This is a genomic window from Campylobacter sp. CCS1377, from assembly GCF_040008265.1.
GTDB lineage: Bacteria > Campylobacterota > Campylobacteria > Campylobacterales > Campylobacteraceae > Campylobacter_D.
Genome location: NZ_CP155620.1, coordinates 409379 through 426303 on the forward strand (window position 1 = coordinate 409379; position 16925 = coordinate 426303).

Here is a 16925-nt window from a genome sequence, read left to right on the forward strand (position 1 = left end):
AAAACATCGTAAAATAGGGAAAATATTGCAAGAATTAGAAAAGAAAAAGGAATTTCTCAGTTAGAATTATCTTTATTGCTGGGACATAAAAGTGTATCTATTGTCGCAAGCGCAGAAAGGCATTATAGAGGAGCACATTTTAATTTAAATCACTTGTTTCAGATGGCTGAAATTTTTGAAATAGATATTTGTGATTTCTTTAAATAAATTTATACTCTACTAAGCCAAAATCAGCTATAATAAACCCTTATTTTTTCAGAAAGGACAAAAGATGTTAGAAGGTATCGTTAGAGAGAGTATCGGTAGAAAAGCAGCTAAAGCTTTAAAAAGAGATGGTTATCTAATCGCAAACATCTATGGTAAAGGATTAGAAAACATCAATGCGGCTTTTAAAATAAATGATTTTATTAAAGAAGTTCGCAAAAAAACAAGCTTAATTTTTGATGTAAAAGTAGGTTCACAAACTTTAAGCGTTGTAGTTGTAGATTATCAAAAAGATCCTGTAACTGCAGAACTTAAGCATGTGGATTTAAAAGTTGCACAAAAAGGCGTGATTTCTAAATACATGGTTCCAGTAAAAATCACAGGAACAGCAATAGGTCTTAAAAATAAAGGTGTTTTAATCCAATCAAAAAGAAGACTAAAAGTAAAATGTGCGGCTGAAAATTTACCAGACTTTTTTGAGCTTGATGTAAGTAAGCTTGATGTGGGCGATGCTTTGCTTGTTAGAGATATAGTAGTTCCTGCGGGTGTTACTATGGTAGATGCGGATAGAGTTGCAGTTGTTGGCGTAGAAAAAGCTAGATGATTTTAGTCGTAGGGCTTGGCAATATAGGCAAAGAGTATGAAGATACTCGCCATAATGTGGGCTTTATGTTAATTGATTTGCTTTTAAAAGAGAGCAATTTTACAAATCTTAGTAATTCTAAATTTAAAGGAGAACTTTTTAAAATAGGTTCTTCCTTACTTCTTCTTAAACCTAGTACTTATATGAATAATTCAGGACTTAGTGTCAAAGCCGTAAATGATTTTTATAAATGTGAAAGAATTATAGTTATACATGATGATATTGATATTAACTTAGGGGCTTTGCGTTTTAAGAAAGGCGGTTCAAGTGGTGGACATAATGGACTTAAAAGCATTGATAGTTTATGTGGAAGCGATTATGAAAGAGTGCGCATAGGGGTAGGAAAAGGAGAAAATGTAATTTCTCATGTTTTAGGTAGATTTAAAACTGATGAAGAAGTAATTTTAAGCAAGGTTTTAGAGCAGTCCAAAAAAGCCTTACTTGAGCTTATTAGCAGCGGTGATTTAACTGCTGTATCATCAAAATATAGCCTAAAGAGTTGAGTATGAGTGTATTTTTTCGTTTTATCTCAGCTATTTATCTTAAGAGTTTTTTTATTATATTTTTTTCTTTGGTTTTATTTTTTGTTGGCGTAGATTTACTTTTGAATTTTAAAAATTTGCCAGATTCTGCTAATCTGGATATCTTATATGTTATTTTTTTATCTTTTTCTGCGATGAGCTATATTTTGCCCGTGTCTTTGGTTTTTGCTTTAATCATGTCTTTAATTTCCATGATACGCAGTAATGAATTAGTTAGTCTTTATGCTTTGGGTTTGAGCAAAAATCATGTGATTTTATATCCTTTTTTATGGGCTTTGTTTTTTTGTCTTGTTTATGTGGGTTTAAATTCCACGCCTTTTGCGTATGCTGAAAATTATAAGGGAAATATTTTAAATAACGCAGTTTTAGCAAATCAAAGTGATAATATTTTTTTAAAATACAATGAACAATTTATTTATATTTCAAAGCTTGATCCCTTGCAAAACAAAGTGATGGAGATGAAAATTTTTGATATTAAAGATTTAAAACTCACTCAAGTTTCTGAAATTTCAAGTGCTTTTTTTGATAGAGACCATTGGGTTTTTGATAATATTAAAGAGATTTATTTGCCACAAGATTTTAATCTAAGCAAAGAAGGGTTGAAATTGGCGGAATATGATAAAATGCAAGCTTTATATGGTTTTAAACCAAGAATTATCGAAGGAGCTGCTAGCGTGAATTCAAATTCGATTATTGATGCCATTGAAGGAATTAGAATTTTTTCTCAACAAGGTATTAATACCAATGCTTTAAAAACTGAACTTTATATCCTTATTTTTGCTCCTTTTTTTGCTCCTTTTTTGATGCTAATAATGTATTATTTTTTTCCAGCAATAGGGCGATTTTTTAATTTAGCTTTTATTGGTTTTGTGTTTCTAATTGTTACGCTTGTAGTATGGGGAGTTTTATTTTTATTTTTAAGACTTAGTGAAAATGGTGTTTTGATACCAGAATTGGGTATTATTTTCCCAGTTTTATGCTTGTCTTTGGCGGCTTTGTTTTTATTTTTTAAACACAGATGATAAAGGAAAACTAAATATGGATTACGAAAGATTAAGAAAAGATTTTCAAACGCCTTTTTATATATATGATTTTGATGCTATTAAGCAAAAATTTCTTTCGTTAAAAGAGGCATTTAAGGCAAGAAAATCACAAATTTTTTATGCTGTAAAAGCCAATTCAAATTTAAGTCTTTTACAAATGTTAGCAAGACTTGATAGCGGCTTTGACTGCGTCAGTATCGGGGAAGTAAAACGCGCTTTAAGGGCTGGAGCTAAAAATTATAAAATCATTTTTAGTGGAGTAGGCAAGACTAAAGAAGAGTTAAAACTTGCTTTAGAATATGATATTTTGTATATCAATCTTGAAAGTGAAGCTGAAATGATGCTTTTAGAAAGTGTAGCTAGAGAGCTTAATTTAAAAGCAAGAATCAGTATCCGCGTTAATCCAAATGTCGATGCAAAAACTCATCCTTACATTTCCACAGGACTTAATGAAAACAAATTTGGCGTAGAAATTGAAACTGCTAGAAAAATGTATTTATATGCCAAAAATTCTTCTTTTTTGGAGCCAGTTGGCGTGCATTTTCATATTGGATCGCAGCTTTTAGATATTTCTCCTATTCATGAAGCTGCGGGCATTGTTGCAAAGCTAGTAAGAGAATTAAAAGCTCTAAAAATTGAGCTTAAATTTTTTGATATAGGCGGAGGTTTAGGCGTTGGTTATGAAGGAGAAAAAGAACCTGATTTATACGCTTATGCACAAGGAATTTTAGAAAATTTAAGCGGGCTTGATCTTACTATTGGAATGGAGCCAGGTCGTTTTTTGGTTGCAAAAAATGGAGAATTAGTTTGTAGCATTTTGTATGAGAAAAATAACAATCATAAAAGATTTATTGTTGTAGATGCTGCGATGAATGATTTAATTCGTCCGAGTTTATATGAGGCTTATCATGAAATTTTGTTGCCTTTTAGCGAAGGTGAAAAAAGTTTGTGCGATGTTGTAGGGGGAATTTGCGAAAGTGGTGACTTTTTTGCTAAAGATCGTCTTTTGCCTCAAAGTCAAAATGGAGATATAATGATTATTAAAAACGCAGGCGCTTATGGTTTTAGTATGAGTAGCAATTATAATACAAGAAATCGTGCATGCGAACTTGCAGTTGAAGATAGCGAGATTAGACTTATTCGTCAAAGAGAGAGTTTTGAAGATCAAATTGCTTTGGAAGTTAAATTTTTAAAGGCTTGAAATGTTTTTTTTAGATGTGCAAGGGACTTTGATTTCTGATGCTGATAAATCTTTGATTTGTGGAGCGAAAGATTTAATTGATTTTTTAAATGAGCGAAATTTGCCTTATGTTATCATTACAAACAATACAAAAAAACTTAATTTTTTAGAAAATTTAAGACAAAAAGGCTTAGCTATTAAAGAAAATGCTTATATTGATCCTTTTTGTGTTCTGCAAGATTATTTAAAACCTTGTAAAATTGCTGCTTTTGGAGCAGGTGAGTTTTTACAAAGCGTAGAAAAACTTGGTTTTGAGCTTGATTTTAAAAACCCACAAGCCGTGCTTGTAGCGAGTTACGATAATTTTAAATTTAAAGATTTTGCCAGCATGATAGAGTTTGCAAAAGATGGGCTGAAAATGATTGCTATGCATGAAACTAGCATTTATAAAAAGGACAATAGGCTTTATCCAGGCGTTGGAAGTATTATGGCTATGCTTAAAAATGCTATAAATTTTGATTATGAAGTTATAGGGAAGCCAAGTTTTGCTTTTTATAATGAGGCTTTAAAGCTTTTAAAAATGCAAAATGAGGGAGCCGAATTTAAAGATATTAAAATCATTAGCGATGATTTTAAGGGAGATTTGTTAAAAGCTAAAGAACTTAAAATGAAAACTTTGCTTGTTTTAAGTGGTAAAATTAGCGATACCAAAGGACTTGATACAAGTTTGCTTGATGGGATTTATCCTAGTGTTTTAGAAATTACAAAGGAGCTAAAATGCCAAATTTAGAGGAATTTAGAGCAAAAATTGATGTAGTGGATGACCAAATTTTAGTTTTGTTAAATGAGAGAATGAATTATGTTAAAACCATAGGAGAAATTAAGCAAAATTCGGGTGGAACCATTTATCGTCCAGAAAGAGAAAGAGCGATTATCAATCGTTTAAAGAATACTAATTTTGGACTTTTGGATCAAAACGCTATTGAAGCTATTTATCAAGAAATTTTTGCTGTATCAAGAAATTTAGAAATGCCTCAAAGTGTGGCGTATTTTGGACCTGAAGGAACTTATACTCATCAAGCTGCAAGAAGTCGTTTTGGGGCTATGAGTCGTTATATCCCTTTAGCAACCATTGAAGATGTGTTTAAAGAATTAATACATAAAGAGGCAAAATACGGTGTTGTGCCTATAGAAAATAACACTGAAGGTGCAGTAGGCGTTACGCTTGATTGTTTAGGAAAATATCAAGAACTTAAAATTTTTGGCGAAATTTATATGGATATTCATCATTCTTTTGTGAGTTTAAATGAAAATTTAAAAGATATACAAAGGATTTATTCTCATCCGCAAGGTTACAATCAATGCCGTAAATTTTTAGAAAGCCATGGTTTAAATTTAGTCGAATTTGTACCTTCAAAATCTACAGCTAATGCTGCTTATTTAGCTTCGCAAGATAGATATTCAGCAGCGATTTGTTCCAAAATAGCAGCCAAGCTTTATAATGTGCCAATTTTATTTGATACTATAGAAGATAATTTAGCAAATCGCACGAGATTTTTGATTTTAAGTGATATTAAAAACCCTAAAATGGATAATTGTAAAACTTCCATTCTGGCACATACGGCACATAAACCAGGAGGGCTTAGTGATTTATTGTATGAATTTAAAAGAGAAAATATCAATCTTACTAAGCTTGAATCGCGTCCTGTTAAAGCTAAGGAATTTTTACATAGCTTTTATATAGATTTTGAAGGACACATTGATGATGAAAATGTCCAAAGGGCTTTGAAGCAAGCTGATGAAATTGTTTGGTTGGGATCGTATCTATCGGGAGAAAAAAATGAAATTTAATGAATTTTTAGATAATTTAAGCACTTATGAACCAGGCAAAGATATAGAAGTAGTTGCTAAGGAATATGGCGTAAAAGAAATTATCAAACTAGCAAGCAATGAAAATCCTTTTGGTGTTCCATCAAAAGCTATAAAAGCCTTAGAAGAAAATGTTTTTAAAGCTAATCTTTATCCTGATGATAGTATGGTAGAACTTAAAAGCAAATTAGCACAAAAATACAGCGTTTTAAATGAAAATATCATCATCGGTGCGGGTAGCGATCAAGTTATAGAATTTGCAATCCATTCTAAGCTAAATTCTAAAAATGCTTTTTTGCAAGCCGGAGTGACTTTTGCGATGTATGAAATTTATGCTAAACAATGCGGTTCAAAATGCTATAAAACGCAAAGTATAACACATGATTTAGACGAGTTTAAAGCACTCTATGAAAGTCATAGAGATGAAATTAAAATTATTTTTTTATGTCTGCCAAATAATCCTTTGGGCGAGTGTTTAGATAAGGATTTAGTGCTTGAATTTATAAGGGGTGTTGATAAGGATTGTTTAATTATAATTGACGCAGCTTATAATGAATTTGCATCTTTTAAAGATAGCAAAAAGCACTTAGAGCCAAAAGACTTGATAAAGAGTTATGAAAATGTGCTTTATTTGGGGACTTTTTCTAAGCTTTATGGGCTTGGTGGGTTACGCATTGGTTATGGTATAGCAAGCAAAGAAATTATTAGTGCATTTTACAAACTTCGTGCACCTTTTAATGTGAGTAATTTAGCTCTAAAAGCAGCAGTTGCAGCGTTAGATGATGACGAATTTAGTAAAAAAACCTTAGAAAATAATTTTTCTCAAATGGAGCTTTTTAAGGATTTTGCTAAAAAATATGATATTAAATTTATTGAAAGTTATACCAATTTTATTACTTATTTTTTTGATGAGAAAAATAGCAGTGTTTTGTGTGAAGAATTGCTTAAGAAAGGCATTATTGTAAGAAATTTAAAAAGCTATGGTTTAAATGCGATGAGAATTACTATTGGGACACCTTATCAAAATGAAAGATTTTTTGTGGAGTTTGGTGGAATCTACAGCATGGTTTAAAATAAAATTTAATGTTTTTAAAAAGATTTTTAGCTTGTTTTATCGTATTTTTAAGCTTAAGTTCTTTTGCTAAAGACATAGAAGAAAAAGAACTTAAAAAACGCCTAGAGAGCTTACGGATTTGGATTTAAAAGAAATAAAAAAATAGCTAAAATAACAATGAATTTTCAAAAAAACGATGAGCTTTTAATCTATAATCTTTTTGAAATAAGTCAAAGCACCTTTTTTCAAAAACGCTTTGATGAACTTTTAGAACAAAATAATTTTACAAACGCATATAGCAGTGTTAAAATCATTGATGATTATTTTTGTCCGCCTAATACTATTTGCGATATATCACCTATGCTTGCGAGATATTGGCTTTTTATGAAAGGGCAATATTGTATTAAAATTTATAGCCCTTATGTTTTAAATGAAAATCAAATTAAAACTTTGATAAAAACAGAACTTTTGGAGTGGTTTGGTGATGAAAATACTACCGAGCTTAAGTCTGTTGAATTTAAATTCGAAAAATTAAATTTTTAGTATTTTAAATCATTTTTGTATTTGGTTTTGAAAACGAACAAAGACAATATAAGCTTAAGATAAATTTCAAATGTATCAAAGTTATACAAAGTTACATAATTTTTATGTAAAAATTATTAAAAATTATGTTAAAATTGAGCAAACTATAGGGATGAGGATTAATGGATTTTAAAAATATGTTGCATCAAATTGGGCAACTTTATCAAAATTTAACTCGCAAGCAACGCATTGTTATTGCAGCAGCTATCGTGCTTGTTGTCGGTTTTTTAGTATTTTTAACTCTTTATCGTGGAAGTTCTAGCGGGACAAATAATTATGCGGTTTTAGTGGAAAATGTCAATCCTAGTTCTTCAGCTTTAATTGTTGCACAGCTTGAAAAAAACGGAGTGCCTTATCAGCTTAAAGATGAAACTACAATTTTAGTACCAAAAGATCAAGTTTATAGACAAAGAATGATGGTGGCTTCAGAGGGCTTGCTAAAAGACAGTCGTATGGGCTTTGAAGGCTTTGATCAGCAGCAATTTGGGGCTACAGATGAAGAACAAAGAATTAAATATCAAAGGGCAATACAAGGCGAACTTTCAAGGACTATTGAAACTTTAGAGCCTATAAGACAAGCAACGGTAAACATAGCTTTTCCTAAGGAGAGTGTATTTACTCAAAGACAAACCCCGCCTACTGCTTCTGTAGTGTTGAATATTAAAGAAGGCTTAAAGCTCACTAGAAAACAAATTGATGGGATAAAAAATATCATTGCAGCAGCCATTCCAAAAATGACAACTCAAAATGTAAAAATCACCGATCAAAATGGTGTGCCTCTAGATGAGCAAGAAGCTTATGATATTGATATCATTGCAGCGCAAATTAAATACAAAAGAGATCACGAGCAAGAATTGGAGCAAAAAATCGTTAATACCCTTGCTCCTTTTGCTGGCGGTGTTGATAAAGTTGTGGCTAATGTAAATATTGATTTTGATTTTTCTAAAAAAGAATCACAAAGCGAAATTTATGATCCAAATCCAATCATTCGTAGCGAACAAACCTTAAATGAAGAAAAACAAGGCAGACAAGATCCTCAAATTCAAGGTGTTCCAGGTGCAGTTTCTAATATAGGGCCAGTGGAAGGGTTAGATCCTAATAATCAGCTTGAAATTTATAAAAAAAATCAAGTAACAACCAATAACGAGCTTTCAAAAACCATCACTAGCACAAAAAAAGAATTTGCTACTATAGTGAGAACTTCAGCTGCTGTTGTGATTGATGGAAAATATAAAGAAATTACCGATGAAAATGGCGATACAAAACTTGAATATGCCCCGCTTAGTGATAATGAAATGCAAAATATCAAGAATTTAGTTCAAAGTGCTATCAATTATAATGCTGCAAGAGGAGATGAAGTTACAGTAAGTAACTTAGAATTCCAAAAAACTACAGTTAAAGTGGAAAGTAAGGTTAAGACTTTTTATGCAAGATTTATCGAGCCTATTATTCCTCCTGTAAGATATATTATTGCTGCGATTTTGCTTTTTATTTTTTACAAAAAAGTTATTGCTCCATTTACACAAAAAATGCTGCAAGATGTTAATTTGCAAGAAGAAATTATGCAAGGTGATAGTGTAGTGCTTGATGATGCTGAAGATGCTTTGGAGAAATTTAATGCCGCAAGGAAAAAGGTTGAAGAGCAGCTCGGGCTTGGTGAAAGCATTAATGAAGATGAATTGCAATACGAAGTTTTACTTGAAAAACTTAAAACTATGGTTGGCGATAAAAGCCAAGAAATTGCAAGTTTGCTTCAAGGTTTGATTGAAAATGATGCAGAATTTAGTAGCGAACATAAGGATATTTGATGATCAAGCTTAGTGAAGAACAAAAAATGATTTATGATGATTTATCGATGCCTGAAAAGGTAGCGATATTTCTCATACAACTTGGTGAAGATGCTACAACTTCGGTATTTTCGCATATGGAAATTGATGTAATTACTGAAATTTCTCGCTATATTGCTATGGCTAAAAATGTTGATCGTGCAATAGCCACTGCGGTTTTAGAGGAATTTTATACTCTGCTTCAGTCTAATCAATACATTAAAAGTGGCGGTTTGGAATATGCCAAAGAAATACTTTACCGCACTTTTGGTCCTGAAATTGCAAATAAAATTTTAGAAAAACTTACCAAAAGTATGGAAAATAATCAAAATTTTGCATACTTGGCACAAATCAAGCCTCAGCAGCTTGCAGACTTTATCACAAAAGAACACCCGCAAACCATAGCTTTGATTTTAGCACATATGGATTCTATTCATGCAGCTGAAACTTTGGAGTATTTTAGTGATGAGTTAAGAGCTGAGGTTGTGATAAGAATGGCAAATCTTGGCGATATTTCTCCTTCTGTGATTAAAAGGGTTTCTGCTGTGCTTGAAAGTAAGCTTGAAAGCCTTACTTCTTATAAGGTTGAAGTGGGAGGCCCAAGAGCGGTGGCTGAAGTGCTTAATCGCTTAGGACAAAAAGCATCTAAATCAACTATTTCTTACATAGAACAAAGCGATGAGCGCTTGGCTGAAACTATTAAAGAACTTATGTTTACTTTTGATGATATTTCTAAACTTAACACCGCGGCAATTAGAGAAATTTTAAAAGTTGCAGATAAGCGTGATTTGATGATAGGCTTAAAAGGCGCAAGTGAGGAATTGAAGCAAAAATTCTTGTCCAATATGTCTAGCCGTGCGAGCGAAGCTTTCCTTGAAGAAATGGGCTTTTTGGGTGCGGTGCGTGTTAAAGATGTTGAAGAGGCACAAAGAAAAGTGGTTGAAGTGGTGCAAAAGCTTGCAGAGCAAGGCTTGGTGCAAACTGGCGAAGCCGATGAGATGATAGAATAGGGTATTAAATGATTAAGCATACGAATGTGATTTCACAAAATAACTCAAATAAACATGTTATTGAAGGTTATCGCTTTAAAGTAATGTCAGAATTTGTAAGCGAGCAAGAAAAGCAGCAAGAAAAACAAAAGATTGAAGAAAACACTCAGCAACAACCTATATTACAACAAGAACAAAATGAGCAAGAAGCACAGCAACAAAATGTCACAGCAAAAGAAGAAAGTGCTTTTGCACCAAGTTTTGTAGAGGATTTGCTTAAAAAAACAGATGAAATGTCAGAAAATATTATAAAGCTTCAAATGCAAATTGAAAGTCAAGAAAGTGAATTTAGCAATCGTTTAAATGCTGAACTTGAAAATGCCAAAGAAAAATTCACAAAAGAAGGCTACGAACAAGCCAAGGCAGAATACGAAAAAGAGCTAAGTGAATTAAAAGATAAGTATCTAAAAAGTGTTGCAAAGCTTAATGAGGCTTGTGTAAATTTAGATGCTTTTGTGCAAAAAAATGAACAAGAATTAGCCGATGCTGCGCTAGATATCGCTAAAGAAGTGATACTTAAAGAACTTGAAGAAAATTCAAGCAAAATTGCCTTTGCATTAGCTAAGGATTTAATCACTGAGCTTAAGGGTGCCAGTGCGATTGAGTTAAAAGTTAATTCAAGTGATTATGAATTTTTAAAAGCACAATTTGAACAAAATTCTCAGATTAAGATCACTTTAGATGATGCGATCAGTAAAGGTAGTGTCATTGTTTTGAGTGATGTGGGAAATATAGAATCAAATTTAAATAATCGTTTGGCTAAAATCAAACAAATGGTTTCGCAATGAGTTTTTCTTTTAAAGATCTTGATCTTAAGGCTATGAGCGTTGAAGACTTGGAGCATTTAGCGCTAAATTTAAGAGAAAGGATCATTGATGTTGTTAGCAAAAATGGCGGACATTTAAGCTCAAATTTGGGCGTTGTAGAGCTTAGCATAGGAATGCATTATGTTTTTGATGCAAAGAAAGATCCTTTTATATTTGATGTATCTCATCAATCTTATCCGCATAAGCTTTTAAGTGGCAAAGAAGATATTTTTCACACTTTGAGGCAGTTTAATGGGCTTAGTGGATACACCAAGCCAAATGAGGGAGATTATTTTGTAGCAGGGCATTCTAGCACTTCGATTTCTTTAGCAGTTGGGGCTTGTAAAGCTATAGCTTTAAAAAATGAAGATCGTATTCCTATAGCTTTAATAGGCGATGGGGCTTTAAGTGCGGGAATGGCTTATGAGGCTTTAAATGAATTAGGTGATTCTAAATTTCCTTGTGTGATCATTTTAAATGATAATGAAATGAGTATTTCAAAACCTATTGGAGCGATTTCAAAATACCTTTCTCAAGCTATGGCAACGCAGTTTTACCAAAGATTTAAAAAGCGTGTGGTAAAGATGTTGGATGTATTGCCAGAAGGTGCGACTTATATGGCAAAACGCTTTGAAGAAAGTTTTAAGCTTATTACTCCAGGACTTTTTTTTGAAGAGCTTGGCCTTGAATATATTGGTCCTATTGATGGACATAATTTAAGTGAAGTGATTTCTGCTTTAAAACAAGCTAAAGCTATGCAAAAACCTTGTGTTATCCACGCACAAACCATCAAAGGCAAAGGTTATGCTTTGGCTGAAGGAAAGCATGCTAAGTGGCATGGAGTGGGGGCATTTGATGTGGATAGTGGAGAAAGTCTTAAAAAGAGTGATGTTAAAAAATCGGCTACAGAGATTTTTTCCAATACTTTGTTCGATTTAGCACAAAAATATGAAAATATAGTTGGCGTAACTGCTGCAATGCCTAGTGGAACAGGACTTGAAAAGCTTATTGAAACTTATCCTAATCGTTTTTGGGATGTAGCTATTGCAGAACAACACGCGGTTACTTCTATGGCTGCTATGGCAAAAGAGGGCTTTAAACCTTTTATTGCTATTTATAGTACTTTTTTACAGCGCGCTTATGATCAAGTTATACATGATTGTGCTATCATGAATTTAAATGTTGTTTTTGCTATGGATAGAGCAGGGATAGTAGGTGAAGATGGGGAGACGCATCAAGGGGTTTTTGATGTGAGTTTTTTAGCTCCTTTGCCAAATTTGACTTTACTTGCTCCAAGAGATGAAGCTATGATGCAAGAGATTATGGAGTATGCATATTTTCATGAAGGTCCTATCGCTTTTCGTTATCCTAGGGGAAGTTTTATTTTAGATGATGAATTTCATCCTTGTAAGATAGAATTTGCCAAAGCACAGTGGCTTGTAAAAAATGGAAGTAAAGTTGCATTTTTAGGCTATGGACAAGGCGTGGGCAAGGCATGGCAGGTTTTAGAAAAATTGCAAAATGATGGAAAAAACGTTAATTTGATTGATTTAATTTTTGCTAAGCCTTTAGATGAGACACTTTTAAAAGAGCTAGCTAAAATTTCTCAAATTTGGTTTGTATTTAGCGAAAATGCAAAAATTGGTGGCGTGGGGAGTTTATTGCAAAATTTTGTACAAACTAATGATTTAAATATAAAAATTATTTCTTTTGAGTACCAAGATAAATTTATAGAGCATGGTAAAACTAGTGAAGTAGAAAAGTCTTTAGAACTTGATGTTCAAAGTTTGCTTAATAAGGTTAAAACCTATTTTTAAATAATAATTTGTATTGATTATTATAAATATTTAATAAATATTTTAAAAATTTATTTTATAAATATCTATAATCTTTTATTATTTAATAAAAAATATTATTTAATATAAACTTTTTTTAATCTTTTTTTTTATATTATAGCGAGTTATTTAAGAATAAGGTGAATATTATGGAATTTCTTCAAATTTTAAAAAAATATGATTTAAAAGCAACGCCACAAAGACTTTGTATTTTAAATATTCTAAAGCGTCATGAGCATCCAAGCATTGATGAATTATATGCTGATATTAAAAAAGATTATCCTACCATTTCTTTAGCGACTGTTTATAAAAATTTAAATACCTTGCAAGAAAATGGCTTGGTGGTTGAAATCAATGCAGGAAACAGAAAAACTTGTTATGATATTTACGAAGAAAAACACATTCATGTTGTTTGTTCAAATTGCGGTAATATCGAAGATTTACATTTTGAAGATGCGAAATTAAACGAGTATCAAGAGCATTTAGAACGCAAGCTTTCAAATTTAATCGAGCATTTAAGCGTTTGTGCTTATGTTAAAACTTGTTCTAAATGTAAAAAATAATGCTTTTAGGGCGTGCTCAAATTTCTTTTAATGAAAAACAAGCTTTTATAAAAATGCCTTATTTTTACAAGGCTTATAAATTTCAACATTTTATTTACAATGCTTCTTATTTTTATGATGATTTTTTTGAATATTTTCAAAATTTATCCTCATTTTACTTGCGTAGCATTGTTTTTTCAAAAGATAAATTCATTAAGCAGTTAAAAGGCAAATACGCTTTGGAATTTTATTATTCTTTTTATAGAATTTATGAATTTTTTTATTGTTTTTTCGATATTTTTGATGAAAAAATTCAAGAATTTTTTACAGAATTAAAGCATAAATTTTTACAATGTCAAAGAATGATTTTTCAAAATCAAGATCTTTATAAATCTCATTTTTTCTCTCAAAAATTACTCAGTTTTTTAAATTCGCAAGATTTTTATCTTTTTTTAGTTAATCTTGAATTTTTCATTCATCATGCTTTTTTATTTCAAGCAAAAAGTGTTTTGAATTATCAAAAAAAGCTTTTTTGTTATCTTAAAGAAAGTATTGATAAATTTTTAACTTTTATGGATGATTTTAAACATAAAAAATTGTTTGAAATTTATTATAGAATTTGTATTTTATTTGAAATTTTAAACCCTTTTTTTGATACAAAATTGATAAAAAAAATCAATAAATATTTTTTCATTCAAGAAGAAGAGGTAATACTTAGAAAAATTTCAAGTAAAAAAGATAAAATTATTTCTTTATTACAAGAAGTGCGAAAACTCAACTAAGGTCAAAAATGCAAAAACAAGAAAAAATTATAGAAATGTTTGATGAAATAGCGCCAACTTATGATAAAGCCAATAGAATTTTAAGTTTTGGCGTGGATGTGAGCTGGCGTAAAAAAGCTTGTGCTTATGTGCTTAAAACTCATCCTAAAAATGAGCTTGATATCGTAGATGTAGCCTGTGGAACAGGCGATATGATAGGCATTTGGCAGATGCAAGCAAAAAAAATGACCAAAAAAATTTTATCCATTAAAGGCATTGACCCAAGTCGTGGTATGCTCGAAGTTGCAAAGAAAAAATTTCAAGGTGTAGAGTTTATACAATCAGGAGCGCAAAGTTTGCCTTTAGAAAGCGATAGTACTGATATTATTAGCATTAGTTATGGCATTAGAAATGTTGTGCAAAGACAAGAGGCTTTGAATGAATTTGCTAGGGTTTTAAAAAAGGGTGGAAATTTGGTGGTTTTGGAATTTACTAAACGCGATAAAGGAGGTTTTGTAGCATTTTTTAGGGATTTTTATTTGAGTAAAATTCTGCCCTTTTTAGGCGCTCTTGTGAGTAAAAATAAAAGCGCTTATGAATATCTGCCAAATTCTATAGAGGGTTTTTTAAGTAAGGAAGAATTCATAGCAGAATTAGAAAAATCGGGTTTTAAAATGCAATATTTTCAAAGCTTTAGCTTCGGTGTGAGTTCTTTATTTGTAGCGCAAAAACAATGACAGTTAGCGAGCTTAATTTAAAGGCGAAAACCCTTTTAGAAACCCATTTTGAAGATATTATTTTAAAGGGTGAAATTTCAAAAATCACCATACATGGTTCAGGACATTGGTATTTTGAGCTTAAAGATGAGAGATCAAGTATAGCTTGTGCGATGTTTATGGGGAATAATTTAAAAGTAGATTTTAAGCCAAGTGTGGGAGATTTTTTAGAGCTTAGTGGAAATTTGAGTTTGTATACCCAGAGTGGGCGTTATCAATTCATCGCTAAGAGTATGCAAAAAGCAGGTTTTGGAGATTTAGAGGCTAAATTTTTGGCCTTAAAAGATAAGCTTGAAAAAGAGGGTTTATTTAATCCAATTCATAAAAAATCTTTGCCTAAATTTCCTTTGAAAATTGGTATTATCACTTCGCAAACTTCAGCAGCTTTACAAGATATGTTAAAACTTATCAAACACAAAGAGTATTTTTTGGCTAAAATTTATATCTTTAACGCCCTTACGCAAGGACTAGCAGCACCAAATTCTTTAATAGAAGCTTTAAATAAAGCTGATAGTATGAAGCTTGATGTGCTTATTTTAGCAAGAGGCGGTGGAAGCAGAGAGGATCTTTTTTGTTTTAATGATGAAAACTTAGCAAGGGAAATTTTCAAGGTTAAAACCCCTGTCATTTCAGCTATCGGTCATGAGATTGATTATGTCATTAGTGATTTTGTATCCGATTTTAGAGCGCCAACTCCAAGTGCAGCCATTGATATTTTACTTCCGGCAAAACAAGACTTAGAGCAAGGTTTGGATATTTTAGAAGAAAGATTTAAAAATGTGTTTTTGGGTAAAATAATGCAATTAGAGCAAAATTTAAATTCTTTATTTAAGCTTTTTCAAAGCCATTCTTTGAGTAAAATTATCACACATAAAATCAAGCAGCTTGAGTTATTAAAAATTCAACTTGATCTAGCTTTAAAAAATAAAATTCAATATTGTGAGTTGAATTTAAATAATTTTCATCAAGCTTTTATGCAGCATGAAAGCTTTTTTAAAAAAAGTAAGGATTTAGTCAGCATTGAAAGAAATGGTAAAAAAATTCATTTAAATCAATTAAAAAGCGGCGATACTATAACGCTTTATTCACAAGATTGTAAAAAAGATGCAACTATTATTTAAGGAGAGATTATGAGAAAAATTAATTTTAGTGCAGGGCCTTCAACTTTACCTTTGGAAATTTTGCAAAAGGCGCAAAATGAACTTGTGGATTATGAGGGCAAGGGTTATTCTATTATGGAGATTAGCCATAGGACTAAAATTTTTGAAGAAGTGCATTTTGGTGCTATGCAAAAAGCAAAAGAGCTTTATGGCTTGGGTGATGATTATGAGGTTTTGTTTTTGCAAGGTGGGGCAAGTTTGCAATTTGCTATGATTCCTATGAATTTAAATTTAGGCGGAGTTTGCGAGTATGCTAATACAGGAATTTGGACCAAAAAAGCCATCAAGGAAGCACAAATTTTAGGCATTGATGTTAAAGTGGTTGCAAGTAGTGAGGATAAAAATTTCAGTTATATTCCTGAAGTGAAATTTAGTGATAATGCTGATTATGCTTATATTTGTTCAAATAATACAATTTATGGCACTCAGTATAAAGAGTATCCAAAAACAAAAGCCCCATTAATTGTCGATGCTTCAAGTGATTTTTTCTCAAGAAAAGTGGATTTTTCTAATATTGCGATTTTTTATGGTGGAGTGCAAAAAAATGCTGGAATTTCTGGTCTTAGTTGTGTATTTATCCGCAAAGATATGCTAGAAAGAAGTCAAAGTAAAAATATCCCTAGTATGTTAAAATTCAGCGTTCATGCGGAAAATCAGTCTTTATTTAATACCCCACCAACTTTTGCAATTTATATGTTTAATCTTGAAATGGCGTGGCTTTTAAATCAAGGTGGACTTGATAAGATCAATGAAAAAAATACTCAAAAAGCCAAGCTTTTATATGATACTATTGATAGTAGTGAAGGTTTTTATAAGGGTCATGCTAAGTCAGATAGCCGTTCTTTGATGAATGTGAGTTTTAATATAAGTAAAAGTTCTGATCTTGAGTCAATTTTTGTTAAAGAAGCCGAGGAAGCGGGTATGATAGGCTTAAAAGGACATAGGCTTTTAGGTGGAATTCGTGCAAGTATTTATAATGCCATTACTTTAGATCAAGTAAAAACTTTATGTGAATTTATGAAAGAATTTGCCAAAAAGCACGCTTAAAAATTT

At 31.5% G+C, this 16925-nt stretch carries 18 protein-coding genes; all 18 read left to right on the top strand.

Annotated elements, in window-relative coordinates; genetic code table 11:
- The first annotated feature begins 75 nt into the window (after window positions 1-75).
- The 18 genes from AAH949_RS02115 (at window position 76) to serC (ending at window position 16919) form a co-directional block, all read left to right on the top strand.
- A complete protein-coding gene (locus AAH949_RS02115) occupies window positions 76-207 on the top strand; it encodes a hypothetical protein (protein WP_243832557.1) in 132 nt (43 codons plus the stop codon).
- Between the two features lie 64 nt (window positions 208-271).
- Entirely contained in the window at window positions 272-808 is a 537-nt protein-coding gene (locus tag AAH949_RS02120) for a 50S ribosomal protein L25/general stress protein Ctc (protein WP_134237722.1), read from the top strand.
- On the top strand, window positions 805-1350 hold the full coding sequence (pth, locus tag AAH949_RS02125; protein WP_134237723.1) for an aminoacyl-tRNA hydrolase: 546 nt from the start codon (window positions 805-807) through the stop codon (window positions 1348-1350). Before AAH949_RS02120 ends, pth begins: the two co-directional genes overlap by 4 nt.
- 2 nt (window positions 1351-1352) lie before the next feature.
- Window positions 1353-2411, top strand: a complete 1059-nt coding sequence (locus AAH949_RS02130; protein ID WP_348518835.1) for an LptF/LptG family permease — start codon at window positions 1353-1355, stop codon at window positions 2409-2411.
- Window positions 2412-2427: 16 nt separating this feature from the next.
- Window positions 2428-3633: a diaminopimelate decarboxylase gene (gene lysA, locus AAH949_RS02135; RefSeq protein WP_134237725.1), complete on the top strand. Its 1206-nt coding sequence runs from the start codon at window positions 2428-2430 to the stop codon at window positions 3631-3633.
- Window position 3634: 1 nt separating this feature from the next.
- A complete protein-coding gene (locus AAH949_RS02140) occupies window positions 3635-4402 on the top strand; it encodes an HAD-IIA family hydrolase (protein ID WP_348518836.1) in 768 nt (255 codons plus the stop codon).
- A complete protein-coding gene (pheA, locus tag AAH949_RS02145; protein WP_348518837.1) occupies window positions 4390-5463 on the top strand; it encodes a prephenate dehydratase in 1074 nt (357 codons plus the stop codon). The genes AAH949_RS02140 and pheA overlap by 13 nt, the downstream gene beginning before the upstream one ends.
- A complete protein-coding gene (gene hisC / locus AAH949_RS02150) occupies window positions 5453-6553 on the top strand; it encodes a histidinol-phosphate transaminase (protein ID WP_348518838.1) in 1101 nt (366 codons plus the stop codon). Before pheA ends, hisC begins: the two co-directional genes overlap by 11 nt.
- Window positions 6554-6712: 159 nt before the next feature.
- Complete coding sequence (locus AAH949_RS02155; RefSeq protein WP_348518839.1) at window positions 6713-7078, top strand: hypothetical protein; 366 nt, start codon at window positions 6713-6715, stop codon at window positions 7076-7078.
- A 161-nt stretch (window positions 7079-7239) separates the two neighbouring features.
- Window positions 7240-8925 carry a flagellar basal-body MS-ring/collar protein FliF gene (gene fliF / locus AAH949_RS02160; protein ID WP_348518840.1) on the top strand — a complete coding sequence of 562 codons (1686 nt, stop codon included), beginning with the start codon at window positions 7240-7242 and terminating at the stop codon, window positions 8923-8925.
- Window positions 8925-9953, top strand: coding sequence for a flagellar motor switch protein FliG (gene fliG / locus AAH949_RS02165; protein ID WP_134237729.1), 1029 nt, complete (start codon window positions 8925-8927; stop codon window positions 9951-9953). The genes fliF and fliG overlap by 1 nt, the downstream gene beginning before the upstream one ends.
- An 8-nt stretch (window positions 9954-9961) precedes the next feature.
- Complete coding sequence (gene fliH, locus AAH949_RS02170; protein ID WP_134237730.1) at window positions 9962-10780, top strand: flagellar assembly protein FliH; 819 nt, start codon at window positions 9962-9964, stop codon at window positions 10778-10780.
- The gene (dxs, locus tag AAH949_RS02175) at window positions 10777-12615 is read left to right on the top strand and encodes a 1-deoxy-D-xylulose-5-phosphate synthase (protein ID WP_348518841.1); all 1839 of its coding nucleotides are present in this window, start codon (window positions 10777-10779) and stop codon (window positions 12613-12615) included. The genes fliH and dxs overlap by 4 nt, the downstream gene beginning before the upstream one ends.
- 167 nt (window positions 12616-12782) lie before the next feature.
- Window positions 12783-13196, top strand: a complete 414-nt coding sequence (perR, locus tag AAH949_RS02180) for a peroxide-responsive transcriptional repressor PerR (protein ID WP_134237732.1) — start codon at window positions 12783-12785, stop codon at window positions 13194-13196.
- Window positions 13196-13957: a hypothetical protein gene (locus AAH949_RS02185; protein WP_134237733.1), complete on the top strand. Its 762-nt coding sequence runs from the start codon at window positions 13196-13198 to the stop codon at window positions 13955-13957. Before perR ends, AAH949_RS02185 begins: the two co-directional genes overlap by 1 nt.
- An 8-nt stretch (window positions 13958-13965) precedes the next feature.
- The gene (gene ubiE, locus AAH949_RS02190) at window positions 13966-14673 is read left to right on the top strand and encodes a bifunctional demethylmenaquinone methyltransferase/2-methoxy-6-polyprenyl-1,4-benzoquinol methylase UbiE (protein ID WP_348518842.1); all 708 of its coding nucleotides are present in this window, start codon (window positions 13966-13968) and stop codon (window positions 14671-14673) included.
- Window positions 14670-15833 carry an exodeoxyribonuclease VII large subunit gene (gene xseA, locus AAH949_RS02195; protein ID WP_348518843.1) on the top strand — a complete coding sequence of 388 codons (1164 nt, stop codon included), beginning with the start codon at window positions 14670-14672 and terminating at the stop codon, window positions 15831-15833. The genes ubiE and xseA overlap by 4 nt, the downstream gene beginning before the upstream one ends.
- 9 nt (window positions 15834-15842) lie before the next feature.
- Window positions 15843-16919: a phosphoserine transaminase gene (serC, locus tag AAH949_RS02200; protein WP_348518844.1), complete on the top strand. Its 1077-nt coding sequence runs from the start codon at window positions 15843-15845 to the stop codon at window positions 16917-16919.
- The last annotated feature ends 6 nt before the right edge of the window (window positions 16920-16925 follow it).

Bases quoted from the DNA above. Each gene is read 5' to 3' on its own strand.
- AAH949_RS02120 (WP_134237722.1), top strand. From the start codon at position 272: ATGTTAGAAGGTATCGTTAGAGAGAGTATCGGTAGAAAAGCAGCTAAA.
- pth (WP_134237723.1), top strand. From the start codon at position 805: ATGATTTTAGTCGTAGGGCTTGGCAATATAGGCAAAGAGTATGAAGAT.
- AAH949_RS02130 (WP_348518835.1), top strand. From the start codon at position 1,353: ATGAGTGTATTTTTTCGTTTTATCTCAGCTATTTATCTTAAGAGTTTT.
- lysA (WP_134237725.1), top strand. From the start codon at position 2,428: ATGGATTACGAAAGATTAAGAAAAGATTTTCAAACGCCTTTTTATATA.
- AAH949_RS02140 (WP_348518836.1), top strand. From the start codon at position 3,635: ATGTTTTTTTTAGATGTGCAAGGGACTTTGATTTCTGATGCTGATAAA.
- pheA (WP_348518837.1), top strand. From the start codon at position 4,390: ATGCCAAATTTAGAGGAATTTAGAGCAAAAATTGATGTAGTGGATGAC.
- hisC (WP_348518838.1), top strand. From the start codon at position 5,453: ATGAAATTTAATGAATTTTTAGATAATTTAAGCACTTATGAACCAGGC.
- AAH949_RS02155 (WP_348518839.1), top strand. From the start codon at position 6,713: ATGAATTTTCAAAAAAACGATGAGCTTTTAATCTATAATCTTTTTGAA.
- fliF (WP_348518840.1), top strand. From the start codon at position 7,240: ATGGATTTTAAAAATATGTTGCATCAAATTGGGCAACTTTATCAAAAT.
- fliG (WP_134237729.1), top strand. From the start codon at position 8,925: ATGATCAAGCTTAGTGAAGAACAAAAAATGATTTATGATGATTTATCG.
- fliH (WP_134237730.1), top strand. From the start codon at position 9,962: ATGATTAAGCATACGAATGTGATTTCACAAAATAACTCAAATAAACAT.
- dxs (WP_348518841.1), top strand. From the start codon at position 10,777: ATGAGTTTTTCTTTTAAAGATCTTGATCTTAAGGCTATGAGCGTTGAA.
- perR (WP_134237732.1), top strand. From the start codon at position 12,783: ATGGAATTTCTTCAAATTTTAAAAAAATATGATTTAAAAGCAACGCCA.
- AAH949_RS02185 (WP_134237733.1), top strand. From the start codon at position 13,196: ATGCTTTTAGGGCGTGCTCAAATTTCTTTTAATGAAAAACAAGCTTTT.
- ubiE (WP_348518842.1), top strand. From the start codon at position 13,966: ATGCAAAAACAAGAAAAAATTATAGAAATGTTTGATGAAATAGCGCCA.
- xseA (WP_348518843.1), top strand. From the start codon at position 14,670: ATGACAGTTAGCGAGCTTAATTTAAAGGCGAAAACCCTTTTAGAAACC.
- serC (WP_348518844.1), top strand. From the start codon at position 15,843: ATGAGAAAAATTAATTTTAGTGCAGGGCCTTCAACTTTACCTTTGGAA.